This window comes from Chthonomonas sp., from assembly GCF_035294165.1.
Classification (GTDB): domain Bacteria; phylum Armatimonadota; class Chthonomonadetes; order Chthonomonadales; family Chthonomonadaceae; genus Chthonomonas.
The window spans coordinates 1-24104 of record NZ_DATGLN010000092.1; the positions used below are offsets into that span (position 1 = coordinate 1).

Here is a 24104-nt window from a genome sequence, read left to right on the forward strand (position 1 = left end):
AGGCTCTACTTTCCCCTCAAGTAAAGCAGTATAGTCCAGCCCCAAAAAACGAGATAAGAGTAGCGCCCCCTGCTGAAAGCCGGCCGGAGTATTGGCGATCCGGCTGTTCCACCATGCGGGCAGCACCTTTCTATAAAGGTAAGACTTATCAAACCCATTCGCTGCTAGACGGCGGATCAGCTCTTGCCAAGTAACCCTTTTAGTCTCGACACTCGATTTAACCATCGGTTCGTCCTTCGCCCTCTTAGGCGTATCTAAAATAAGTATACAATATCCGCATCTACTCCTTACTACAACAGAAGTTACTTCTTTTGCTGTTTAGAGCCATCCCTCCTCTTGCAGTTTTTTCCATTTCGTGCGTATAATGATAACGGGCGCAACGGAGACCCCGTTGCGCCTTTGCTTATAAAAGTGAGGGCGCTACAATGCCACAATTTGAACAGCTCAAAAAAGGAATGACGCGCGTGCGCGTTCCCGCTAAAGACTCACTCAGAGCCTACCTGCTTCTCATGCAGCGCACCGGCGGCAAAATGCAGGTGCTGCCTAACGATGTTTATGTGCTTGATGAAAGCCAGATTCAGATATTGAAGGAGAACCAGATTCCCTACGAGGTCATAGCCGATAAATAGTATAAAGAACTCGGGAATAAAGGAGGCCTCTGCCTCTCAAAGAGGCCTCAAGAGCCGTCAAGGCTTGGAAGGAAAGGAGAGAGGGTTGAGCGCAGAGACGAAATATATTTTCGTTACCGGTGGAGTTGTGAGTGGCCTAGGTAAAGGCATCACCACTGCCAGCTTAGGGCGCCTCTTGCGCAATCGGGGATTCCGCATCACCTTTCAGAAGTTAGACCCCTACATCAATGTGGATGCCGACACCATGAACCCCTATCAGCATGGAGAGGCGTTTGTTACCGACGATGGGGCCGTTACCGATCTCGACCTCGGCCACTACGAGCGTTTCGTAGACATCTCCCTTACCCGTCGTGCCAGCGTTACCACGGGCAGCGTCTATAGCACGGTCATCGAGAAGGAGCGACGCGGTGACTACCTCGGCGCCACCGTACAGATGATCCCCCACATCACCAATGAGATCAAAGAGCGCATTCGAAGCGCCGCCAAGGGCGCGGCCGGCGAACCGGATGCCGACATCGTGATCGCCGAGGTGGGTGGCACGGTGGGCGATATCGAGGGGCTGCCCTTCCTCGAGGCCATTCGCCAGTTCCGCAAGGACGTAGGCCCCCAAAACGTTATGTACATTCATGTAACACTCATTCCGAGCGTAGGCCCCTGGGGTGAGGTAAAAACCAAACCCACCCAGCACAGCGTTATGAAGCTGCGTGAGATCGGTTTGCAGCCGGATGTGCTTATTTGTCGTACCCGCCTGCCCCTCTCTCAGGAGATGAAAAACAAAATCTCCCTTTTCTGCGATGTGGAGCCTGCCGCCGTGGTGGATGCGATAGATGTTGACACCATTTATGAGGTTCCGCTTCTTTTTGAAGAGGCCGGGCTGGCCGATCTCGTCGTGAAGCGCCTTGGCCTGCCCGAAACCACCCCCGATCTTGCCGAATGGCGCGAAATAGTCTCTCGCATTAAACAGCCGCGCTACGAGGTGAACGTGGCCGTGGTAGGCAAATATGTGGAGAACGGCGACGCCTACATCTCCATTGCAGAAGCGTTGAAGCACGCCGGCATCGCCAACGATGCTCGGGTAAATATCCATTGGATTGATAGCGAAAAGTTGGAACGCCAGTCAATAGAGCAGGTTATGGAGGGCATAGATGCCGTGCTTGTCGCCCCTGGATTCGGTGCACGAGGCGTAGAGGGCAAGGTGATGGCCGCCCACTACGCACGTACCAAACCGCTGCCCTTTCTCGGCGTGTGCTACGGCATGCAGATGGCGGTTGTGGAGTTCGCCCGCAATATGTGTGGCCTTGCCGAAGCCCATAGCGAAGAGGTAAACCCCCGAACCCCGCATCCGGTAATCCACATCTTGCCCGATCAGAAGAACGTGCCGAATATGGGAAACTCCATGCGCCTTGGCAGTCATCGGTGCCTGTTGGTGTCCGGCTCTATGGCCGAGCGGCTTTACGGCGAATCGGTTATCTATGAGCGCCATCGCCACCGCTACGAACTGAATAACGACTACCGTGAACTGCTAACGAAACATGGCATGATCTGCTCTGGCCTCTCACCGGACTATCGCCTTGTGGAGATGGTGGAGATTCCCTCGCATCCCTACTTTATCGCCACTCAGTTTCATCCCGAATTTCAATCAAGGCCTAACCGCGCTCACCCGCTCTTTCGAGGGCTTATCGCTGCCGCCCTCGAACACAACGGCTTCCGAGCTTTTCGTGAAGCCTCAACCAAAGCAATGGAGCGTCCAATGACAAGCCGCGCAGAACTGACCCTAGACAACGAGGAGAATAACGTCGGCCTCGTAGAGAACGCACAAACGCTGGAACTTTAAAAGAGAATGGCACCTAAGAAACCGGTAACTCCTACCGTCGTCGCTGCCCGACGGAGAACCTTGTATGTTATGTGCTTTGTGAGCATCCTCTTCGGGGCTCTCTCCTTACTAGCTGGAGGTTACCTGCTTTCACTCGCCGTGCCATCTCATCCGCGCTCAAAAGAAGACCTTTTCACCCTTGTCATCGGACTAGGAATGCTCCTGTTTGGCCTATGGCGCCTGGGGCTAGCGCTTTACTACTTGCGCATTCTACGGAAAACACGCCCCTTGCCTCCCTCTTCTTCTCAACAACAAACGTGACGAACCATCGCTTGCAAGGAGAATTTACTCGTGTTGCCACCTCGCATGAAAGCCTTCCTATGCCTTCTGTCTGGTCTGCTGCTCATTGGGCTGTTACGGGTTACCGCCTACGCCCAATTTCAACGTTTCGGCGGTAACCCTTTCGAGCCTCCTGCCGCCATCCTCCACTACGCCCGCAATCGCGATTACCATGTGGAACATCTCCAACTCGTATTCGTTGTCCATCCCGATACTCACTCAGCCGAAGGCACCGTCACCCACACTCTAGCCCCTTTGCGAAGTGGGTTATCTACCATTGTGCTCGATGCCGGAGCCAATCTCCAGATTAAAGATTGCACCCTAGATGGAGCTTCCGTTACGTTTGAACATAACGGCGATAAATTGATCCTTCATGCTCCCTCCCCTCTGCAGCGAGGGAAGTACGTAAAGGTAAGCGTGCACTACATCATGCCCGGCGGCACGGTAGGAGGCGGTGCAAACGGAGTGGGTGGGTTCAAATGGATCGATCCGACTCCCTCCGACCCGAATCGCGCACCGGAGTTTTGGACCCAAGGGGAAACCGACACCAACCGGAACTGGGTGCCCTGTTATGACTATCCCAACGACAAGTGCACCAGCGAAACCATAGTTACCGTGCCGGATACGTGGACGGTTATCGGTAACGGCCAGGAAGGCCCTGTCACCGAAGATAGGGCGCACCATACCAAAACCTTTCACTGGATCATGAACCAGCCTCACTCCACTTACCTGCTGTCGCTTGTGGGAGGTGAATTGGATGTTTATCGCACGCATTGGGAAAACGTTCCTCTGCTCTACGTCACTCCAAAAGGTCAAGGCGAACTCGCCCCCTACAGCTTCTCCGACACACCCGACATGCTCTCTTTCTACAGCCAACTGCTGGACTTCAAATACCCTTGGCCGAAGTACGCCGAGGATGCTGTCTACGACTTCCCCGGCGGCATGGAGAATGTGAGCGCCACTACTCTGGGCAACATCGCCCTCACCGACCCCCGTGCAGGCCTGGCGCGTACCGATAGCCTCACCGCACATGAGCTGGCTCATCAGTGGTTTGGAGACACGGTAACCTGTAAGGACTGGGGCAATATCTGGTTAAACGAGGGGTTTGCCACCTTTATGCAGATGCTCTATACGCGCCATCGCTTTGGAGAAGAGGAGTGGCAAGCCGACAAGGAGGGTGCACTACAAAGCTACCTAAGAGAGGCCCATCGCTATCTGCGCCCACTCTCCACCAAGCTCTACTCTAACCCAGACGTGCTTTTCGACTCCACCACCTACTCCAAGGGCGCCCTCGTGCTGGAGATGTTGCGCGACCAGCTCGGCCAAGACAACCTCTTCCGCGGCCTGCACCACTACCTCGAAGTCTATAAGTTTCGACCGGTAGACAGCCACGACCTTATGGAGGCCATTACCGACGAGACCGGCATCAATGTAGAGCCTTTCTTCGACCAATGGGTCTACAAACCGGGGCACCCCGTCCTCCAGATGAGCTGGCGCTACGACCCGCAAAGCGCTACCGTGCAGATAACGGTAAAGCAACTACAAGACACCTCGCACGGCGTGCCCATCTTCCATATGCCCATCACTTTTGGGCTTATCTACCCCAATCGGGCCTCTAGCGACCGCCTGCAGAGGGTAACAGAAAACTGCGATCAGGCCGAACAAGAGTTCTCCATTCCCGAAACGTCGGCGCCGGCAGCCGTGCTACTCGATCCCGATCATGAGCTGATCAAGCAGATGGAGACGCCGAAATGGTCGGAGGCTGAAGCCAGGGCCATCCTCCTCTGTGCTCCTGACTATGTTGATCGTTTAGAGGCAGCTCGGCAGATCGTGGCACAGCCCGGCGGGCTTACGGCAGAAAGGGAGCAACTGTTTATCCAAGCCCTGAAATCGGAGCCGGCCTGGCGCGTTGCGAGCTTTTTGCTGCAGCAGTTGGGCAACCTCAAAGACCCTGCTTTGCGCTCCCTCTTCCTTCAACAAACCGAAAGCAAGCAGCCCGAGCGCGTGGCAGCCGCTCTTGAAGCGCTGGCTCAACTGCCTGCCGACGCCGCCACGTTAACCCTTATCCATCGCGACGCCATCAGCGATACGGCCCCCTATCCTGTCGTTGAAGGCGCCCTAAATGCGCTCGCGAAGCTGGCGCCCTCTCAAAACCTCGATGTCTTCCGTCATCAGATCGAGGCCAAAACGCCCCGCGACCAACTGGCCTACATGTCGGTCAATGCGCTCGCCGAGGCCCATGTGGATGCAGCAGGCCCCCTGCTTTTGGAAGCCGCAAGCCCTGCTCACTTCTACTTCACACGGCTTGCGGCCATCCGCGCCCTCGGCCATCTCGACCGCGGCGATTCGACCGTCAGCAAAGGGCTGGCCAACTTGCTTTCGGATTCTAACCCCCAGATTCAGCGCAGCGTTATCGAGGCCTTGCAAGAGCGCGGCGACAAAAGCGTTGCCCCCATCCTGCAGGCCTTTGAAACCCAAACGTCCGATCCACAGCTGAAACAGGCTGCAGAGGACGCCATAGCCAATCTAAAACGAGGGGATTAAGCCTATCACCTTCAAAGCGCCTTCTGGGTTTCCTACCGTCTCCTGGCAGGGAACCCAGGTTACCTTTATCCCGCAAACGCAGCCACCTCCTCCGCTGCCCATCCATGCCGTGCTCGCCTTTGTTTTTGCAAACGGGCAGGCCCTCCTTGCCCGTATTCGGGGCAGAGGTTGGTGCGTGCCCAGCGGCCATGTAGAACCCGGTGAAACACCAGAAAAGGCCATTCGACGTGAAATCCGTGAGGAGATCGGAGCCAACGTAGGCGATCTGCATTTACTAGGCCACTATCTGCTATCACCACCGGACGCTTCGCCCTACCTTGCAGCGGTCTACTACACCTCGCTTCTCTCTCAAGAGGCTATTCCAGAGGGCAGCGAATCGCAGGAGGCACGCCTGTTTCCGTTAGAGGCGTTTCCTACAAACTACTATTTTTGGGATGCGCTTCTGGAAGCCGTCTGCCGGTACGCCTTTGAACAGGCAACCGCTCAAGACTCTTCCACACCATCGAGCGCCTAAGGGCAACAGCCACCCACACTCCATTAGAACAAGGACACCGAAAATCGTAAAGCACTGGCTAGGGCTAGCTCAAGGCGCCTTAGGGGAAAATAACCTGCTTCGGCACGCGTTCCGCTGGAGCCGCTGTTGCAACTTCTTGTAGAGGAACACATGGCTTAGAAGCAGGAGTATTATAGGAGGGATGGGAACGGTACGTTGAGGAGCATCATGTTACGTCGAAACCTTACCATAGCGCTTTTAGTTGTCTTGATAATTACTCTTTTCTTCTACCTGATGGGCATGCATACGCCCTTAGCCATGGGGCCGAGCGACGGGCCGGCGCCCATCGCCAAACGTTTCGCCCTCACGAACGCCAAACTGCCGCTGCTGCCCCCGAATAAGCCGATACATCTTGCCGACCTGAAGGGGAAGGTGGTGATTCTAGATTTTTGGGCAACCTGGTGCGGCCCCTGTCGAGCAACCATGCCGGAACTGCAGAAGCTCTATACAAAATATGCGAACAAGGGCGTTGAGGTGGTCGGCATCTCGGAAGATACCTATCTCGGGCGTTCGCATCCAGAGCTTGTGCAGGCCGTACAGGGCGTTGCCAAACAGTTCGGGGTTACCTATCCCCTCGCCCTAGCCGTAGACAACCCACAACTTGAAGACCTGTTTCCCCACACCGCCATTCCGGCACTTTTCGTGCTCGACAAGCAGGGCAGAGCGGCCTATATGGAAAACGGCTTTGACCCGATAAATAAACTCCAAGGCGTGGATCAGGCGGTGAGCAAGCTGCTTCAAGAGAGATAGGCGTCTCCACGACGCCTATCTTGGCTAGCTGGTAGACCGGAGCTATGTGCCCGTTGTTAGCATCCGTTGCTTGTAGCTGCCCTCTTCGTTCGTGCTTTCGCCCTGCGCAGCCCCCATACACCTCCCAGAACCAGCAAACTCCCGAAGCCGGTGAGGCTACCGACCTCCGGCGTGGCCGAAGAGGTACCTAGGCGCACATCGTCCAGGTAGATATATCCACTGTTGTCTTGAAAGGCAAACTGCAGCACGGGGTTTGCGTGGATGGGGGTAACCAGATACTGATAGATTTGATAGCCGGGGCCTAGATTCGTAAAAGAATCAACTGTATTTCCATCGAAGCTCACTTGCAGGCTATTGGGAACGCTTTCGTCGGTTGATAACCAAAAGCTCAGATAGTAGGGTTGGTTGGGCGTTACGTTCAACGTTTGAGAGAGATAGCCGATTCCGCTGTTCGTTCCAAGGCCGGCGGCGTAGTTACCGGTATGAGGGTTGGAGTTATTAACAGTCACTGCGGTGGTATCTCCCGACAAAGTCCAATCGGTGAAATCCCCTGTCTCAAACCCGCCGTTCTGCACAAGGTTCTGGGCATGCACGGTTTGCAGGCTTATAAAGCCTAGCGCCACAGCAAGAATACCTATTCTCAGGTACTTGTTCATCTACTCTTTTCCTTCTCATGGTATGGATTTTATGCTACATCGCCAAACAGCCGGTTCCATTTTAGCAAAGGGTGCCACTAAAAGGCAACGGTAAAAACTACGGGATTTGTGCTCCCAACCACCACTCTAACAGCTTTTCCGGCCGATAGGCACGCCACAAAATGTCCTCAGGTTTCGCCCCACCCAAAGCGCTCATAGGCATGAGGCCTATAATCTCGCTTTCAAGAGGTGCGGCCCCCCACGCTAGTGCTGTCTGTCTTACCCATTCAAGCACTCCAGGCAGTGGCGTTTTTTCCGGTCGAGTGAGGTTCATGGAAAGCTGGGCAAGGCCACGGCTCGGCAAATACAACCCCATAGCTCGCACACCCTCTAGTGCAGCGATCTGCTCGCGCTGACGTCGAATTTGCCGCGCCAACTCGTGCGCAATGGTCACGTTGGCCGTATTCAGCAGAATGTTGTAGGCAATGAGCGGCCCTCGTGCTCCCACAATGGCCACACCCGCCGTAGGATGGGCACGATGAGGGCCGACATCGGGGTCTAGCTCGCCCTGAGCAAATCGCTCCCAGCCCCCACGTCGCAACTTAGGCAGCTCGGTCTCGCGCCCCGGGCGAGCCGCCCATTCATAAAAAAACACGGGGAGACTAAAACTATGGGCCAACCGTTCCCCCAGCCGATGCGCCAAGGCCACGGCCTCTTCCTTGGTCGCGTTGCGCAGGGGCACTACCGGCAACACGTCCAAGGCGCCGGTACGCGGATGCAGGCCATGGTGTTGGCGCATATCTATCCGCTCTATAGCCACCTCGGCGGCAGCTATAGCACCCGCCTCGATCTGTTTGGCATCCCCTAGCAATGTCACCACGCTACGATTGTGATCGGGGTCAAGGCTCCAATCGGCCACAACGGCACCGGCATTTTGCGCGGCCTCCGCAATGGCCTCCACCACCTCTTTACGTCGCCCCTCGCTGAAATTGGGCACGCATTGAAACACAGAGCCAGTAAGCATCGCCTTCCTAACTGCCTAACCAGAACCTCAGACCTTAACAGAATACCCGCAATTTCAATTGAAGATCCTCTACTATAGGGGGATAGAGTTGATAGAACCTGGCTTTCTTCAAGGCTGACCCGCCGTTTCCTTTGAATGACCTTCCCTTTGGAAACTAAGCACAACCGCCCCCTTTCTCCCTAGCAGGGGTAAAGGACGGGATAGGGGGCGAGCAAGACAAGCTTGCTTTGCAAAACTGCCTCTAGAACCGCGAGATTGACAGTCGCAACAGCCCCACCCCTACCCCTCAAAGCTGGTGGGAATGGAAACTCAAGATTTCTCGCCTTCGGCTCGAAATGACAGGTGCCTTCGGCTCGCAATGACAGTTGTTCATCGCGTCTTTGGCTCGAAATGACAGGCGTCTATCTCACCGGCTCTTTAAGGCCGACGGTGCTGCGCACTGCGCCTTTTCCCTCAAGGGTACCGCCTACAGCCCCACCTCCAATTTGGGAGAGGGGCACCTCGCAGTGGACTCCTCAACGGCCTGTTTTATTCTCTTAATCGTCCATCTCGCTGGCCGCTGCATTGCTGTCCGCGAGGACGAAAGGATGGGATAGAAGGCGAGCAAGGGAGGCTTGTTTTAGGAATTGGCTCTAGAGCTGCAAACTTAACACTTTCCTGTCCAACGAAGAGATACCCAGCCTTAAAGCGTATTACTGATAAATGATGTGATGGGGTTTTTCGATGCGTACCACTCCGCCTCGTACAGGATTAGTCTGGTTTCGTACCGGTCTTCGCCTTCACGATAACACCTGTCTGTTTGCAGCCCTCCAGGAAAACGAGCAGGTCTATGCGCTCTACATACTCGACGATACTTACCTGCGCGGGCCCGACATCGGTGCTGCCCGCGTGGCCTTTCTCTTCGATGCCCTCCACAAACTGCAGGCCGACATCGAATCATACGGCGGGCAGCTGATCGTGCGCCGCGTAAAAGAGGCACCGCAAATAGAGGTCATCGCCGTGGCGAAAGAGGTAGGGGCGCGTGCCATCTATCTGAATCGAGACTATCTGCCTTATCCGTTACAACGCGACCGACACGCAAAAGCTTTGGCCGAGGCCGAGGGCATCGCCTTCAAAACCTACCCCGACATTCTTCTCGTCGAGCCAGATCGTGTGAAGACGGAAACCGGCCAGCCCTATCAGGTGTTCACGCCCTTTAAGCGTCGGTGGGAAAACCTCGTGAACGTGCCGGAGCGCTACCCGGTCGAGCCGCTTTTAGGCCGTCTGCGCGTGACCCATCGTGCCCACAGCGCGCCGATTCCCACGTTGGCAGAGTATGGCCTTACCCTTCGCCAGCAGATTGAGCCGGCCGGAGAGCGACGTGCCCTGCAGCGCCTCGAAGCGTTTGCCCGTAATGGGTTGCCTTACTATCATCAAAGACGTGATTTCGCTGCCGATCCCGACTCCACCTCGCGTCTCTCGATGCATATCAAGTGGGGAACCATCTCCATTCGTGAGTGCTATCGCACAGCCCGAAAGGTGGGCGGACCGGGGGCACAGAAGTGGATAGATGAGCTGGCCTGGCGCGAGTTTTATCATGCGGTGCTCTACTACTTCCCTCATGCCCTCACAGGCCCCATGCACCCGGAATACGATAGGTTGCCCTGGAGCGAAAACGAAGCGCATTTTGAGGCCTGGAAAGCGGGGATGACCGGCTACCCCTTTGTGGATGCCGGCATGCGCCAGCTGAACCAAACCGGCTGGATGCACAACCGGTTACGGCAGGTGGTGGCATCCTATCTTTGCAAAGACCTGCTCATCCACTGGCAAAAAGGCGAGCGTTACTTTATGCAGATGCTTGTGGATGGCGATTGGCCGGCCAACAATGGCGGATGGCAATGGGTTGCCGGCACAGGCACCGATCCTAGGCGCGCCACTCGCATCTTCAATCCGGTGCTGCAGCAGGAGCGCTACGACCCACAGATGGACTATATTCGACAATGGGTTCCGGAGTTCGGCAGCGCTCGCTATCCCACAAAACCCATCGTTCCTCATGAAGAGGGGCGCCAAAGGTTTCTCAACGCTTTTAAGGCGATGACGGGTAAGGTGCAGGACGACGATATGGGCAAGCTTTTTTGAAAGAACGCAACCCGCCTAAAAACGTTACATACCAGAACAGAAAACAGACGAACTTCTACTCAAAAAGAACACTTTTCGGAAAGTGTGCTATACTATAAGTAGGGAGGTTTAGTAAGCCTAAACCCTAAGGTTTTCGTATTGCCTAAGCAGGTTTTAAAATGCACATTGGGTAAAAGGTTGCGGAGCTAAGACACCGTTTCCTGGTGCAGAAAAGCCTATTCCTAAAAAACAATCTCGTACAGGAGGCCAAGAACCTAGAATGCAACAACATAAAAACTCTCATCATCGAGCGTTTACGCTCATCGAGCTTCTTGTAGTCATCGCCATAATTGCGATTTTGGCGGCAATTCTCTTTCCTGTTTTCGCACAGGCGCGGGCGCAGGCTAGGAAGGTTACATGCCTGTCCAACGCCAAAGAGCTTGGTCTTGCTATATCCATGTATGTGCAAGACTACGATGAAACGTTTCCACTTATCTTCACGCCGGTCTACACATCCGATCCCTCTACCTTCGCTTGGAGTGGGTCGGCCACTACGGTAAGCACGGCGGCCTGGCAAAATCTGGTGCAACCCTATATCAAAAACTGGGGCATAATGATATGCCCAGAGGATTTTCTCAACCATGCCGACCCAGTGAATTATGTTGACCCCTTCCTGAACTATGGTATTCCCCCGCTATCGCAAATAGATGGCAATCCCAATTGGGGCGATACTTACTACGGCGACACAACCGATTTCAATGTCCATGTGGCATGGCAGGGGCTAGCAGGAGCTTTTCCAGACAACGGTTGGTCCCCCTCAAGTATTACACCCACACCCAGCTCAAAGCTCGCTGCGATATCCTCCGCGGCAGATATGACCCTCGTCAGCGACGCCTCGGCTGCGGATTGGTGGGGAGCGACCTTCGGGCCTGGCCCATGGGATTCAGACTTCTTCCACTACTGTGTTACCTGGTTCCCCGCCTATCAAACCCAGCGCTTTGGCCCAATTGGAAGACATCTTCAAAGAAACAAAACGTCTTGTGGTTACATACGGGTGAGTGGCGGCCAGATCGTTGTCACTTTCGTTGACGGCCATTCCAAAAGCCTGCCTATCATGAACTATTTTACGAAGGTGAAAACCAGCTCAGGACAGCTCGTTTATAAGTATCTCTGGCCAACAGGAATGTAACTATGACCTCCATTAACGGCAAACGAAAAGGCATCGTTGCAGCAAGCCTTCTTCTCGTTATTCTAGCGGGATGTAATGGGCAGTCAAAGCCCTCTCCAGACAACCCAAACGCCAAAATGAACGCCATGCGAACGCGCCCAAGCGTAAATGGAGGGCCTTCAACAACCTCCTCACAAGGTTCTGCCGTTAATCCCTCCAAGTAGCGCCAAAGATGTGCCCTATCGAGCATCGGAGACTTGCTTGCAGTCCCCGATGCTCTTTTCATCGCTCCTCTGTATGCCACTCCCAATCTCGCCCGAAATAGATGCGATACGTCCAATGCATGAGATCATCCACGAAAGTGTGCATCAGAGGAATGACAAATAGGCTTAGGAACGTCCCCGCAAGCAGCCCGCCAACGATCGTGGTTCCCAAAGGCTGATAGGCATCCAGGCCGGTTTTTGGCGCCAGCGCCACCGGCAACATTACGGCCAGCTCAATAAGCGCCGTCATGAGAATAGGTCGCAGACGCTCCACCCCTCCGTCAATCACGGCCTGCTCGCGTGGAACCCCCCGATCCCTGTGACGCATTATGCTGTCTATCATCAAAACCGCCGTGGTGATGTCCATCCCACTCAGGACGATAATCCCCAAAATGGAGACCGTGGAGAACGCCTGGTGCGCCAGCCATAAGGCCACAAACACCCCGCTCAGCTCAAGCGGTATTGAGGCGACCATCTGCAAGGGTTGTAGAAAGCCACGAAACTGCGCCACAAGCACGAAGTACATTAGGACTAGTGACACTAGCAGCCCATACAGAAGGCGACGGAAGCTATCCATCATCTGAGTCATGTCGCCTCTTACCTCGATGCCGTAACCGGGGGGGAAGTTCAACTTCTCCATCGCACGCATCATCACCTCCATGGTGAGGTCCATCGAGGGTGGTCCTCCTTTACGATAGAACCCCGTAATGCCGATGACCCTCCGCAAATTGTCGTGCTCTATGGCTGTAGGCGCCGAGCGATAGAGAATCTGGGCCACGCTTTCGAGCGACACCTGCTTACCATCGGGTGTCGAGAGGTAAACTTCTGCCAGATCGCGCGGGGTCGCCCGATCTTGCGAGTCGTAACGAACAAAAATAGTGTCTTGACGTAGGTTATCGGGCAGGTAGTAGAAGCTGTTGGTAAGCCCACCATGAAGGGCATAATAGGCCTGCTCCGCTACGTTTTGGGGCGAGAGGCCTAACGCTGCCGCTTTGGCCGGGTCTACCCTCACCTCATAGTCGGGTACCCCCATCGTCCAGGTGAGAGCGGGCTGCGCAAGGCCGGGTGTTTTTTGCGCGATGGCGAGGGCCTGCTCACCCAGTTGATACAGCACGTGCAGGTTCGGCCCATAGAGGTTGATGTGAATGGGAGCGTCCGCCGTGGCCATAACGTCCGACCCCATCTCCTTTATCTGAAGCCGTCGAATACCGGGAATGGTGTTCATCGCCTCCTTCTGAACGGCATCTATAATCTGCCAAATGGTGCGTTTCCGTGCATCCTTATCGCTAAAGGTGAGCATGAGGGCGGCGCCATCGGCCTGCGGCATCTGATAACCGGTGAAATAGGGGTTCCAACTCTCGAACATACTTTCGGTTCCGATCTCAATAGAGGCCTTTTGCAGCTCCGGATACTTCAGAAGTATCTGCTCTAAGCGATGAACCGCCTGTTCTGTGGCTTGAAAGGAGGTTCCCGGCTGCATCTCTAAAAAGCCTACGGCCTGGCCGGTATCGGCCAAAGGCATCATCTCTGAACCGATGAAGTTGTAGAAGGTAAAACCCACAATGACCACAAGCCCCACACGCACGAACGCCCAAAACCGATTTGCATGTTGGCGCCTTAAGGCCCTTGCATAGGTGCCTTCCAGTCGGCCAAGCCATCGTTGGCAGAAGAGCAAAAGCGAGCGCAGAAGCAGTGGAGTTCTATCGGTCGCCTCCCCAACAGGGGAACGGAGCATCTTCGCGCAGAGCACGGCGGTAAGTGTGAACGAAACCATCATGGAGGCAAGCAGGGCAAAGATAAGTGGCCAGACCAGCTCCACAAACATCAGTTGCGTAATGCCTCCACAAAACAACAGGGGCAGCAAGGCGATGAGAATCATGAGGGTAGAGGCCAGAACGGCCAGACGAACCTCCGCAATGCCCTCGATAGTGGCCTCACGTGGGGAAAGCCCCTTCCGCAGATAGCGCTCCACAGAGTGAATGTCAATGATGGTATCGTCCACAAGCCGACCGATGGCGATAAGCAGCCCGATGAGCGTGCCGCTGTTGAAGGTCATGTGCATGGGAATAAGCATCAGCACCGCAATGGCCAGGGAGGTGGGAATGGTGATAAGCGCGATGAGGGTGCCACGCCATTCGCCCAAAAAGATCACAATAACGATCGCCGTCAGCACCACGGCCACGGCCAGCTCCTCCCACACGTTATGGAACAGAATGCCAACGAAATGGGCGTTATCGTAGGCCGTACGGAACTGCACTCCGGGATATTCGTGCTCTAACTGTGTGAGCACTTTCCGCACCTGCGGCACCACGGTGTAGGAACTGGCGGCCGGGTTCTGAATGACCGAAACCTCGATGGCGGGCATTACCCGCCCCGACTTGCCCGGCGCGTGGTCGAGATACTCATAGGCCGAACGTCGCTCCCAGTAGGTGTCTACTACACGGGCTACGTCGCGAACGTAGACGGTGCGCGGCGGGCTTTGGCTATCCGACTTGGCGGCGGCCATGCCCATAATCGGGTAGTTTAATACATCTTGCGCGTTCCTTGCCAACGAATTGACCCGAACAATGCTCTCCTGATCTCCCTGCGTAAGCACCCCACCAGGTTGGCTCTGGTTGTAGCGGTCTATCGCATCGCGCACATCGAGGATGGAGAGGCCATAGGCAGCAAGCTTATTGCGGTTCACGATGACCTGTAGCTGACGCCGGTAGCCGCCGAAGACCACCACAGAATCGACGTCGGGCACCTGCTTTATCCGTGCGATCACCACGTTGTCGGCAAACTGGCGCAGCTTTTGCGGTGTCCAACCCCTATTCGGATCGCCGGTAAGGGCGAGAGAGAGGATCGGCAGGTTCAGAGGGTCTACCGGTATCACGAAGGAGGGTTTAAGGTTAGCGGTGGTTGGCGGCAAAAAGGCGTTGGCCACGTTTAATAGCTCCTGCACCTTCGTGCGCGCCTTCTGGATGTCCACCCCGTAGTTGAACTCCAAAATAACGATGGAGAAGCCATCCTGTGAGACGCTTCGGATGTAGTGCAGGTCGCCTATCTGCACCATCTGCTCCTCAATCGGTTTGCTAACGTAGGTCTCCATCTCCTGGGCAGAGAGACCCGGCATCATGGTGACGATTCCAAGCATGGGGCTGGGCACATAGGGTGCAAAGCGCCGTGGGATGACAAAAGCTACAGCAAAAACAGCGCACAGCACCACCGCCACATAGAAGGCGATCACCACGGCGGCATGGTCTATCGCCCAAGCGTGGATGAGATGCAGTGGGTTGCGCCGTGGTACGCTTGAGGCGCCAGAAGGTCGTATAGATGGATCGGTGCTCAAGGCCGACCTCCTCCCCTCGACGGCATCGCCATTCCCGGCATTGCCTGAGAAGGTGTGCCAACCGGTGTATTCAGAGCGCGATCCACTTGGGCTGCCGTCGGCAAAGCGACCGGACCTTCAGGCCCCCACGACACCGGCACCACCGGATCGCCCTCATGAAGCGACCGATATCCCTCGTAGATCACCTGTTCGCCGCTCTGAATTCCGCTTAGAATTTGGGTATACCGTTCGCCGGTATCGCCCAGCGTTACCGAAACGAGATGAGCTTTCCACTGTCCTCCAATGGCCTCACGGACCAATGGCCAGCCTCATATAGGGCATCTCCCCGGATGATCAAGCTGGACTTGGGGATGCATGGTGCAGGTATAGACGATGCGCTGAGGGCGCCCTCGCCGCATAACCCATACGGACGGAGTGGCCTTCGTCGCAAGAACGGGGCTGGTGGGTTGAGGCTGGTAGACGATGGCCGAGGAGGGCACGATGAGGGCACGAGCGCTTTTAGCATAGACCACCTGAAGCGTGAGATAGTCACCAGGGTGCAGACGACCGTTCGGGTTGGCAACTAAAGCCTCTACAATGACGGTATGGGCGACCGGATCGGCGCTTGGAAAGATGGCCGATACGCGAGAGCGGTAGACGAGCGGATGGGGCCCGCCGGTATGGACGAGCACGGGGTCGCCGATATGCAGCTGTGTGGCATCCTCCTGAGCCACTTGGGCCTGTACTCGAATAGGGTCTATCTGATCCACCATCAGGATGGTCTGCCCGGGCTGCACGAGCGTGCCGGGGCTAACTAAGCGTTGCGTAACCACACCATCGCAATCGGCCCGAATGGTTGTGTAGCCCAAGACCACCTGTGCCGTTTGAAGTTGGGCCTTCGCTTGAGCTAAGGCGGCCTCTTGACGAACGACCGCCTGTCTGGCGGCATCACGCGCCGATTTTGCGGAGGATACGCCCTGTTGCGCCTGCTGCACCTGAGCTTGGGCAGCCTGCAGGGCGGCCTGTTTTTGGGCGATCATTGTTTCGTCTTGCTGCAGCCCGATCTGCACCTGAGACTGCTGCGCCTTGGCCGAGCGAATGGCGGCTTCGGCGCTTTGCAAGCGGCTTGTAGCGGAGGCGACCTCGGCGGTTGCGTTCTGAAGCTGCACCGCATCCTGCTGAGCCTGCTGTTGGGAGAGAAACCCTTTGGCCAGCAGATCGTCATCGCGTTGCTTTTGTCGGGTCCAGTAGGTCAGGTTCGTTTTGGCGGCGGTAAGACGTTCTTGAGCTTCACCGCGCTGCGCGAGAGCGCTATCGAGGTTTGCCTCTGCGATTTTGGCCTCTTCGTGGTGTGCCATGAGGGCTTGTTGGGCTATCGTCAGATCGGCCTGAGCCTCTTTTTCCTGTGCTTGCGCTTGTTTCACCTGGGTTTGAGCCTGTTGGTAAGCCGACTCGGCCTGCCGATACTGCGCTTGGGCCTCCAACACGGCGTGCTCTGCCTCCGCCAAAGCCGCCTCTTCGGTGGCCACTTTGGTGCGTAACTCGGCAGTATCGAGCCGTGCCAAAACCTGTCCTTTATGAACCGGCATATTGGGGTAAAACGGCATCCATTCTAGAACACCGGTCACACGAGGGTTGATCGCCTCTTCCTGATAGGACACGGCATTAGCGGCGTAGCGCACGGAGGCGTTGAAGGGTGCATAGTGCGCCGTAAAGACGGCCACCGGTGCCGCTCCCTCCGGTGCGTGCATTGCCGACATATCCATGGCTTGCGCCTCTATAACGCTCATATGCCCGGGCGGTGTATGTTTCGTCACGACCCATCGGGCGAGCAGAAGCGCACCCAACAGCAGGAGTATGCCCAGCAATCCGGCAGCCAGTTGGCGTAGCGTTATGTGAGGGCGCAGACCGATTCGGCGCATTCGGTAGGCTGTATAGGCTGTAAATAGGATAGCCCCGATAAGCAGCCACAAAGATAGCTTCATTTCCCTTTCCTCTTTCTAGCGCAGAAGATAGTATTTGCTGCCCTTTCAACCCTATGAGGCGATGAAAAGACTCAACGGGTCTTCGGGGGCAGAACCGTAGGCAGTAGGCTAGAAAGAGGTGGGAGGGGCGCGATTAGGAGGGGGACGAAGGAAACGCCACAGAGAGAAGAAGGAGGTTTGAGGAAACGCGAGGTAGTTGAGGGGTGTGGGCGCAGGCGAGAAGCGACAGACAGGAACGAGGTTTGCAACCTGAAGCGGCGCGGAGCGAAGGAGCATTGCCGCATGCGAACGTTTTTGCAGAACCTGCACACAGCGCTGTGCCCCCAGGGCCGGCGTCGGCCTTGCGGAGGGATTCGACGGGTTCGTGAGCACACGGCCACAACGGGGGCAGCGTGCCACAAGGTGCCCACAGCAGCAGGGCGACTCTGTTAAGGACGACGCCTTTCGCACGCAGTGGGGAGCGCAGGGGGTTCCATCGCTGCATTGCCAAGAGGCAACCGCCGGCAGGGCCGGTGTTAAAGCGAACACCAGGCTTAAAAACAGACACAGCTTTTTGAAAAGGGCGTTAGCCCGCATGGGTTCCCTCTGAACGCGAAAGCCGCATACCCGACTTTGTCATATTATACACGCCGCCTCGCCAAAATCGTTCCTTCTACATGCTATGGGTTGTATACCGTCGAGGTCTCTGCACCCATCATTACACTACATGCCCTCTCGGTCATGTCTTGGAGACACTCTCTAGGAACAGGAGTTGATGAACGCTAATTTCACGAATAGATGCACTGCTCATAGAGACCAGACTCTGGCGAAGGCAGAAGTGGGCTCGCTTCGTCCTCATAGCAGAGATACAGATCGTGTAAAGCTCGCGTACAGGCAACATACAACGCATTCCGATCCGATTCGCGCGAATAGCGGGATGCACTTGCGTTTGGGATAATAACGGCATCGAACTCAAGACCTTTTGCATAGATCAACGGTGCCACCAACAGCCCGGTACCCAAAGAGGTTGTTTCCACGCTCAGCAGACTAATCTGACGCCCATAGACCTCTCTATCACTGCTGAGTCGTTGATACCACTCCCACCCCTCTTCAACCGTCTTACACACAATAGCGACCGACGGATACTCTTCTGGAGGGAGTTGGCTCATAAGATGTTTAATCGCTCGTACCGTGTGACCTCTACCAACCTGTACAAGTTTCGGTTTCCTATTCGTTGCGCGGATACTTTGTATGGGAGGGCAACCAGGAAGGATATACCGGGCGAACTCGGTGATCTCTTTTGTCGAGCGATAGCTCCACTCCAAGTTAAAATGGGTTATTCCACCCGGGAATATCTGGTCTAGCCATTGAAAATCGCCACAGCCATCCTCACCATAAAGGGCCTGATACCTATCTCCTACAATGGTATAACGGCATTGCTTCGGCAAACAGCGGCGAAAATACTCATAATGCGATCGAGAGTAGTCTTGAGCTTCGTCAACAATGACGTGTTGAATATTGTTTCCAAAACTAGGAAACTCGTAATAGAGTCCGTGTAACCACAAAAGCAGCAGAGCATCTTCATACGAAATCTGCCCTTGCTCTAACGAGCGGAGGGTCGTTTCAGCTTCTTGAACAAGCTCCTCGATTCGTTGGCACTCTTGTCCATTTCCGCTATTTTGAAGATAGTCGTACAAACCCGTCCACGTTTCTTTTAGTTGTAACCATAAATCGCGATATAGCTTAAAAATACTTTTATGAAGATATTTATGCATTCTCCCTTTTAATCGTTCAAATTCGTCTGATGATATGGAGATATTTCTTGAATCCGCATATGGTTCATTACTATACATATTTATACGCGTGCGGAATTCACTTAACACAGCATTGATGCGTTGAGCGATCGGCTTATTACCCTGGAGTCGAAAGTCTCTTTGCATCTCCTCAAGGGTATACAACTCTTTCCTTTGTGTCATTTGTGTTGCGCGCGGCAAGGAAACTTTCGGGCGGCGAATGGTCAAAGAGGTTAAGACAAGCCTTCGTGGGAATTTATTATCCCTCTCAATAGAGATAGAGGTGAGAGCGACTCTTCTCTTATCTCCAATACTAAGCTGCAATATTCGATTGCGGGTAGATGAACGGTTCGACCGAGTGCGCCTTCTTGTATTCACTATCAAAGAGAGCAACACTTCTCGCCGATTATCCGGATCGGCAGATACACCTCTTGTTGTTTGAATTTGCTCTCTTAATTGGTTTATGTTTACAGTAAAGGTCTCCGGTATGTCTATAGCAATGCTGCTAAATTCATTCTGTATCTCAATTGCATACCTTTCTACAAACCTTTCTATGCTTTCAACCATCATATAGGACTGTTTGAGACGCGGGGATGCGTCCCTCGTATTTGGAGAATCCTCATTGCCAACCAACATTTTCTCATAATATTCCTCCTTCGATTCGATGGATGTAAGATTAAATCTTTCCTTTCTTGCCAGATCGCGTATTGTCTTTTCCACGAATCGATCAAAAATAAGCTGACCTATAGGTCTTTCATACAGTTCTGGCAATACATTGGAAATATAACTTGAAAAGATCGCATTCGGAGATATAACCAGCATGTTTCCGACGCGTCCTGCACCTCTTTCTGAACGTAGATGGTAAAGCAGATAAGCTGCGCGATGCAAGGCCACCACCGTCTTGCCGCTGCCGGCAGGGCCGTTGACCACGATCACATCGCCGTCGCTACGGATAATCGTATCTTGCTCGGCCTGAATACTACGTACAATCTCGCGCATTCTACCGCTTGTTCGGTGTTCCTGCAGTATGCGCAAAAGGAAAGTATCCATCGTGTCGCTTGCTTGAATCTGCACATCTATAGTATCATGCCTCTCAGCAACCTCTCTGTCGGTATAAACTTCTTCAGAAAAGGGAGTTCCATAAATCTTCGTTAAAGTACCGTCATGGAATTGATAGGAGCGACGGAGAAGAATGTTCCCTGACACATGGCGCCCATTTGGTAAAGAATAAAAGGCCGGCCCCTCTCCTCGAGATTGGTAGTATAGTCTGCAAATGCGCGCACGCCAATCGTAAACTAATAGATTAGGCAGTTCACCCAAACTCGTAAGGCCAACATAGATCGTCTGCTCGGTAGCGCTAGGATCGTTATCGGGAAGAAAGTCAACCCGGCCGTGATAAGGTTCTTCCTGCATTCTGCGGAGTGCTGCCCGCCGTTCCTGATAACTCTCCATCCTCCAAGCCCGCGTGACTCGTTCGTTATAATCGAGTCGGCCTGCCATTCGATAGTCCCGATTAAGCTCATGAATCCTCGCCTGTTGGCTGCCTAGCTCCTCTCGGAGCGCTTCTTGAACCTCCTCCAAGTAATGCTCCTCAAAGGCGCGAGAAGCCCGATCAATATTTCGTCTCATGGTTTCCTCTATCTCCTCTGCCACTTCAAGTGTTTGTCTGCAAATAAGACAGCTTGAAAGCAGACCCTCTACGACGAGAAATACCCATTTGGAAGGATAAAGCGGAAAATTGTCAATACACTTTACTGCAATAGCCTGTTTTGCCACACTACATAATTATAACCGAATCACTTCAAGCAAGTCTAGCAACGAGAGAAGGATAGAAAGAGGATAGAGCGCTGCCGTAGAGTTAAGACTCACGGCGGCTTCGGCGAAGATGGCCTTCGCACGGCGGAAGGATGCATCCAGAGCCTATCGCATTAAGCGCTGAGATCAGGTGACGATGGAAGATTTACAAATATAGCTACGTATTAACGTCAAGATGTTTCTGTGAGCGCTGCCACGCAACGAAAAGCAAAGTTTCGAAATTCAACGTTGCCCCTATTTAATTTAACGCATTCCATCCAATAACGGGGCGAGTTGCTCCCACTCCTCAAAAGAGCGGCGCTCGGTTTGTGCGTAGGCCTCCAAAATCTCAAGGGCGGCCGAGCGCGGCATCGGATGCTCTACTTTGTGAATGGGACATGGCAGCCACTCCACATGCCCCATAAGCCGACATACCAGCGGGCGCACCGGATAGATGGTACAGAAGCGGGTCTCCCTATCCAAAAAACGACAGAGGGTCACCTCAATGCCGTCGCCAAGTGCCTGTTGTTTCGACTGCCTGAGCTTCTGTTCAAACACCTCTCGCTCTGACGCACTCATCCGCGCTACATAGTCACGCATGGCCTCCCACTCCTCACGTGAGGCACGTGTGCCCGCCGCACAGCGGAGGCTGCATTGGGTGCAGCCGTTGCACACATCAAGCCGAATGAGGCCATCCAAACGTGCGGCTAACGACCGGTTGTCTACCGACATGCTGTCTCGTTCTCCTCTAAAGCGTAGGCAATGGCCTCTTCCAGACGCATCGCCTCCCCATCGCGATAGTGGTGTGTACAAAGAGCCTCTCCCAAGGCCTCCTCGGTCTGCCTCAGATGCGCCTCATAGTCGCGCTTTTCGGAGGGGGTAAGGGGCGAGCCATGAGAAAATGTCTTTTTCGCCGCCGCAAAGAGACGCGCCGCTCTCTCGTACCGTAAACAGGCAGCCTCTAACTCGGCAAAAGCCAGCAGAGACCATCCAAATCCATGCTTGTCGCCGATTTGGCGTCGCAAGAGTAGGCTCTCTCGGGCATAGGCGCGTGCCTTGACTAGGTCGCCTTGTTTACGGGCATAGATTCCCAGGTTGTTGATGGCCGAGGCAAGCGCATGCTGATTTGCTAAACGCTCCCATGCCCTTCTAACCTCCAAAGTGATCGCCTCGGCCTTGACATAGTTGCCCTCCTCCTGGGCCACGATGGCCAGATAGCCCAAGTACCCCGCTTTCAACTCCTGATCGTCCAATTGGCGGCTTATCTCATAGGCTTCCTCAAGCAGCCCCCGCGCCTTTTCAATTTGATCAAGATAGACTAGTGCCGCGCCGTAGTTAGCCAAAGCGGTTGCGGTATAGGAAGCATGTTGAAGCGCGCGAGCTTCCGCGACAGCTTTTTCAAAGTAGGTCGGCATCTCGAAAGAGTTGCCCGCAGCCCAGCACTGTGCTCCCGCGCTGAGATAGGCGCGGTAGCGCTCACCGGAAGGCGGTGCCTCCTTCGCACGGTCTAGCGCCGCTTTTAGGTACGTTAAACTCTCACTTAGGTATCCACGCACGAGCCAGAAACGTTGTAAAGCGTTGACCAATCGCAACTCATCTGCCACATTCTTCTGCTGAACGCACCACGCTAGCGCAGCGCGAAAGTTGGCGTGTTCGGCCTCAAACAGCAGCAGAGTTTCCGCCGTGCGTTCATCGTAAAGCCCATCTTGCTTCGACAGCGCAAAATGCAGAAACCACTCCCTATGCCGGTCGCGTAGACGCGCCATTTCAGGTAAGGCAACAAACTTCTCCCAAGCGTATTCGCGGATGGTCTCCAACATGCGGAAGCGCGTGGCAGGCTCTGAGGAGCTGCATATCAACAACGATTTGGCCACCAAAGAGTTCAAAAGCTCCTGAACTTGGTGATCGTTATCCACGATGTGTGCGATGGCCTCAAACGTCGCCCCGCCCTCAAAAACGGCTAACCGACAAAAAAGCAACTTCTCCCGCTTGTCGAGCAGTTCATAGCTCCAGTCAATGAGGGCGCGAAGCGTCTGCTGGCGCGGTAAAGCCACACGGCTGCCACGGATGAGGAGATGTAAACGCTGTTGAATACGCTCGGCAAGGTGAGCTACTGAGAGGATGTTGAGGCGCGCCGTGGCCAGCTCAAGCGCGAGAGGGATGCCATCCACCTGTTGACAAATAGAGACGACATGCGCAGCGTTTGAGGGCTGCAGCCGAAAGCTGGGCTGAACGCGGGTGGCCAATTCCACAAAGAGACGCACCGCATCGTACCGCAGCAGTTGCTCTAGAGCTACGTCCGCATCCTCCGGCAGAGAGAGCGGAGCGAGCGGGTAAACATGCTCTTCGGCAATGCCCAGAGGCTGACGGCTGGTGACTAAAAAAACGACTTGAGGGCATTGGGCGAGTATCCATGAGACTTCTTCAAGGCCGACCTGCCCCTCAGTCCTATTTTCCTCCGCGTTGGCAGCGAGGAGGTGCTCGTAGTTATCTAAAATCACCATCAGGCGTAAGGGGCGAAGGTAGTCTCGCAACGCATCTTGAAGTCTTCGGCCCGCCTCCTCTTGGATGCCGAACACGCGTGCGATGGCATTGAGCACAAGATCGGGCGTTTTGAGCGCTGCCAGCTCCACAAGCCACACGCCGTCCGTAAAATCGTCTAGCAAACCTGCCCCTACCTGCAAGGAGAGGCGCGTTTTGCCTACACCGCCCGGCCCTATCAACGTAAGCAAGCGACATGAGGGCTGAGGAAGGGGTCGAAGCCGTTGCTGCAGCTCCTCCAGTTCACGCTCGCGCCCTATGAAGGGGGTGATCTGGGCGGGCAGGTTCGTCTTTCGCGCTCCCAACGAGGCCAAAGGAGGAAACTCCGCCGGCAAGCTCGGATGGCAAAGTTGGAACAACTGTTCCGGCTGGCCTAGGTCCTTCAGGCGGTGCAGCCCCAAATCCTGCAAGCTCGCTCCGGCAGGCAAGTGAAACCCCTGCAAACGCTCTTGCATCGCGCGGGTAAGGAGAATCTGTTCGCCGAAAGCCAGCGACACAAGTAGCACTCCACGCTGAAGGCACGCGCCGATAAACAGCTTATTTCGACAGTACACCTCGCCCCAATGCAAAGCCATGCGCACACGAAGCGGCAAAAATGAGGTGGTATCGCTCGATTCCGTAAAGCGTTTCGCGTTTTCTACAAAGGCGATTTGGGCTTCTAACGCGGCATTTACGGCCTGAAGCGGAAGTTCAAAAGCGGCTCGAAACGAATCGCCCTCACGCGATAACACACGCCCTTGATGACGCTCGATAACCTCGCTTAAAACCGCGTCGTGCCAGGCAAGGCTAGGCTCCATCGCATTGGGGTGCTGCTCCCAAAGCGCGCTGCTTTTCTCTATATCGGTGAAGAGAAAAGCCAAATAGCAATAACCTTCACTCTGCATGCC

General features: G+C 54.8%; 18 protein-coding genes and 1 pseudogene. 9 read left to right on the forward strand and 10 right to left on the reverse strand.

The features are described 5' to 3' along the window. Nucleotides 1–225 (reverse strand): annotated as a pseudogene (locus VKV29_RS04795) (hypothetical protein); the annotation flags it as partial. Between the two features lie 200 nt (nucleotides 226–425). On the opposite strand from VKV29_RS04795, the gene VKV29_RS04800 reads away from it, so the two are divergent. From VKV29_RS04800 to VKV29_RS04825, 6 genes are all read left to right on the forward strand, one after another. Continuing rightward, a complete protein-coding gene (locus tag VKV29_RS04800; protein WP_324200162.1) occupies nucleotides 426–629 on the forward strand; it encodes a hypothetical protein in 204 nt (67 codons plus the stop codon). Between the two features lie 85 nt (nucleotides 630–714). Continuing rightward, nucleotides 715–2463 carry a CTP synthase gene (locus VKV29_RS04805; protein ID WP_324200163.1) on the forward strand — a complete coding sequence of 583 codons (1749 nt, stop codon included), beginning with the start codon at nucleotides 715–717 and terminating at the stop codon, nucleotides 2461–2463. A gap of 6 nt (nucleotides 2464–2469) precedes the next feature. Further along, nucleotides 2470–2763 carry a hypothetical protein gene (locus VKV29_RS04810; protein WP_324200164.1) on the forward strand — a complete coding sequence of 98 codons (294 nt, stop codon included), beginning with the start codon at nucleotides 2470–2472 and terminating at the stop codon, nucleotides 2761–2763. A 30-nt stretch (nucleotides 2764–2793) separates the two neighbouring features. Continuing rightward, nucleotides 2794–5325, forward strand: coding sequence for a M1 family aminopeptidase (locus tag VKV29_RS04815; RefSeq protein ID WP_324200165.1), 2532 nt, complete (start codon nucleotides 2794–2796; stop codon nucleotides 5323–5325). A 109-nt stretch (nucleotides 5326–5434) separates the two neighbouring features. Beyond that, nucleotides 5435–5839 (forward strand): NUDIX hydrolase, encoded by a 405-nt coding sequence (locus tag VKV29_RS04820; RefSeq protein ID WP_324200166.1) that lies wholly within the window; start codon nucleotides 5435–5437, stop codon nucleotides 5837–5839. A gap of 207 nt (nucleotides 5840–6046) precedes the next feature. Next, the gene (locus VKV29_RS04825) at nucleotides 6047–6628 is read left to right on the forward strand and encodes a TlpA disulfide reductase family protein (protein ID WP_324200167.1); all 582 of its coding nucleotides are present in this window, start codon (nucleotides 6047–6049) and stop codon (nucleotides 6626–6628) included. Between the two features lie 56 nt (nucleotides 6629–6684). On the opposite strand, the gene VKV29_RS04830 is transcribed toward VKV29_RS04825, so the two are convergent. Together VKV29_RS04830 and ftcD are read right to left on the reverse strand one after the other, a co-directional pair. After that, entirely contained in the window at nucleotides 6685–7284 is a 600-nt protein-coding gene (locus tag VKV29_RS04830; RefSeq protein WP_324200168.1) for a carbohydrate binding domain-containing protein, read from the reverse strand. 97 nt (nucleotides 7285–7381) lie between these two features. Further along, nucleotides 7382–8287, reverse strand: a complete 906-nt coding sequence (gene ftcD / locus VKV29_RS04835; RefSeq protein WP_324200169.1) for a glutamate formimidoyltransferase — start codon at nucleotides 8285–8287, stop codon at nucleotides 7382–7384. 723 nt (nucleotides 8288–9010) lie between these two features. Between ftcD and VKV29_RS04840 the strand changes: the two genes are divergently transcribed. The 3 genes from VKV29_RS04840 (at nucleotide 9011) to VKV29_RS04850 (ending at nucleotide 11776) form a co-directional block, all read left to right on the forward strand. After that, the gene (locus VKV29_RS04840) at nucleotides 9011–10405 is read left to right on the forward strand and encodes a deoxyribodipyrimidine photo-lyase (RefSeq protein WP_324200170.1); all 1395 of its coding nucleotides are present in this window, start codon (nucleotides 9011–9013) and stop codon (nucleotides 10403–10405) included. Nucleotides 10406–10664: 259 nt separating this feature from the next. After that, on the forward strand, nucleotides 10665–11573 hold the full coding sequence (locus VKV29_RS04845) for a prepilin-type N-terminal cleavage/methylation domain-containing protein (protein ID WP_324200171.1): 909 nt from the start codon (nucleotides 10665–10667) through the stop codon (nucleotides 11571–11573). A gap of 2 nt (nucleotides 11574–11575) precedes the next feature. Next, complete coding sequence (locus tag VKV29_RS04850) at nucleotides 11576–11776, forward strand: hypothetical protein (protein ID WP_324200172.1); 201 nt, start codon at nucleotides 11576–11578, stop codon at nucleotides 11774–11776. 58 nt (nucleotides 11777–11834) lie between these two features. Here VKV29_RS04850 and VKV29_RS04855 read toward each other — a convergent pair whose 3' ends face one another. From VKV29_RS04855 to VKV29_RS04885, 7 genes are all read right to left on the reverse strand, one after another. Beyond that, a complete protein-coding gene (locus VKV29_RS04855; protein ID WP_324200173.1) occupies nucleotides 11835–15146 on the reverse strand; it encodes an efflux RND transporter permease subunit in 3312 nt (1103 codons plus the stop codon). Continuing rightward, entirely contained in the window at nucleotides 15143–15445 is a 303-nt protein-coding gene (locus VKV29_RS04860) for a hypothetical protein (protein ID WP_324200174.1), read from the reverse strand. Before VKV29_RS04860 ends, VKV29_RS04855 begins: the two co-directional genes overlap by 4 nt. Nucleotides 15446–15454: 9 nt before the next feature. Then, nucleotides 15455–17110, reverse strand: coding sequence for an efflux RND transporter periplasmic adaptor subunit (locus VKV29_RS04865; protein WP_324200175.1), 1656 nt, complete (start codon nucleotides 17108–17110; stop codon nucleotides 15455–15457). 108 nt (nucleotides 17111–17218) lie between these two features. Further along, nucleotides 17219–17686 (reverse strand): hypothetical protein, encoded by a 468-nt coding sequence (locus VKV29_RS04870; protein ID WP_324200176.1) that lies wholly within the window; start codon nucleotides 17684–17686, stop codon nucleotides 17219–17221. 191 nt (nucleotides 17687–17877) lie between these two features. Beyond that, complete coding sequence (locus VKV29_RS04875) at nucleotides 17878–20511, reverse strand: HelD family protein (RefSeq protein WP_324200177.1); 2634 nt, start codon at nucleotides 20509–20511, stop codon at nucleotides 17878–17880. Between the two features lie 429 nt (nucleotides 20512–20940). Then, nucleotides 20941–21408 (reverse strand): YkgJ family cysteine cluster protein, encoded by a 468-nt coding sequence (locus VKV29_RS04880; protein ID WP_324200178.1) that lies wholly within the window; start codon nucleotides 21406–21408, stop codon nucleotides 20941–20943. Beyond that, nucleotides 21399–24101 carry a tetratricopeptide repeat protein gene (locus VKV29_RS04885; RefSeq protein WP_324200179.1) on the reverse strand — a complete coding sequence of 901 codons (2703 nt, stop codon included), beginning with the start codon at nucleotides 24099–24101 and terminating at the stop codon, nucleotides 21399–21401. The genes VKV29_RS04880 and VKV29_RS04885 overlap by 10 nt, the downstream gene beginning before the upstream one ends. Nucleotides 24102–24104: the final 3 nt, after the last annotated feature.

What these genes read in the sequence shown, in the direction of transcription:
- VKV29_RS04840 (WP_324200170.1), top strand. Translation starts at nt 9,011, where the DNA reads ATGCGTACCACTCCGCCTCGTACAGGATTAGTCTGGTTTCGTACCGGT.
- VKV29_RS04825 (WP_324200167.1), top strand. Translation starts at nt 6,047, where the DNA reads ATGTTACGTCGAAACCTTACCATAGCGCTTTTAGTTGTCTTGATAATT.
- VKV29_RS04885 (WP_324200179.1), bottom strand. Translation starts at nt 24,101, where the DNA reads ATGCAGAGTGAAGGTTATTGCTATTTGGCTTTTCTCTTCACCGATATA.
- VKV29_RS04800 (WP_324200162.1), top strand. Translation starts at nt 426, where the DNA reads ATGCCACAATTTGAACAGCTCAAAAAAGGAATGACGCGCGTGCGCGTT.
- VKV29_RS04880 (WP_324200178.1), bottom strand. Translation starts at nt 21,408, where the DNA reads ATGTCGGTAGACAACCGGTCGTTAGCCGCACGTTTGGATGGCCTCATT.
- VKV29_RS04830 (WP_324200168.1), bottom strand. Translation starts at nt 7,284, where the DNA reads ATGAACAAGTACCTGAGAATAGGTATTCTTGCTGTGGCGCTAGGCTTT.
- VKV29_RS04845 (WP_324200171.1), top strand. Translation starts at nt 10,665, where the DNA reads ATGCAACAACATAAAAACTCTCATCATCGAGCGTTTACGCTCATCGAG.
- VKV29_RS04850 (WP_324200172.1), top strand. Translation starts at nt 11,576, where the DNA reads ATGACCTCCATTAACGGCAAACGAAAAGGCATCGTTGCAGCAAGCCTT.
- ftcD (WP_324200169.1), bottom strand. Translation starts at nt 8,287, where the DNA reads ATGCTTACTGGCTCTGTGTTTCAATGCGTGCCCAATTTCAGCGAGGGG.
- VKV29_RS04865 (WP_324200175.1), bottom strand. Translation starts at nt 17,110, where the DNA reads ATGAAGCTATCTTTGTGGCTGCTTATCGGGGCTATCCTATTTACAGCC.
- VKV29_RS04810 (WP_324200164.1), top strand. Translation starts at nt 2,470, where the DNA reads ATGGCACCTAAGAAACCGGTAACTCCTACCGTCGTCGCTGCCCGACGG.
- VKV29_RS04875 (WP_324200177.1), bottom strand. Translation starts at nt 20,511, where the DNA reads ATGAGACGAAATATTGATCGGGCTTCTCGCGCCTTTGAGGAGCATTAC.
- VKV29_RS04870 (WP_324200176.1), bottom strand. Translation starts at nt 17,686, where the DNA reads ATGCGGGCTAACGCCCTTTTCAAAAAGCTGTGTCTGTTTTTAAGCCTG.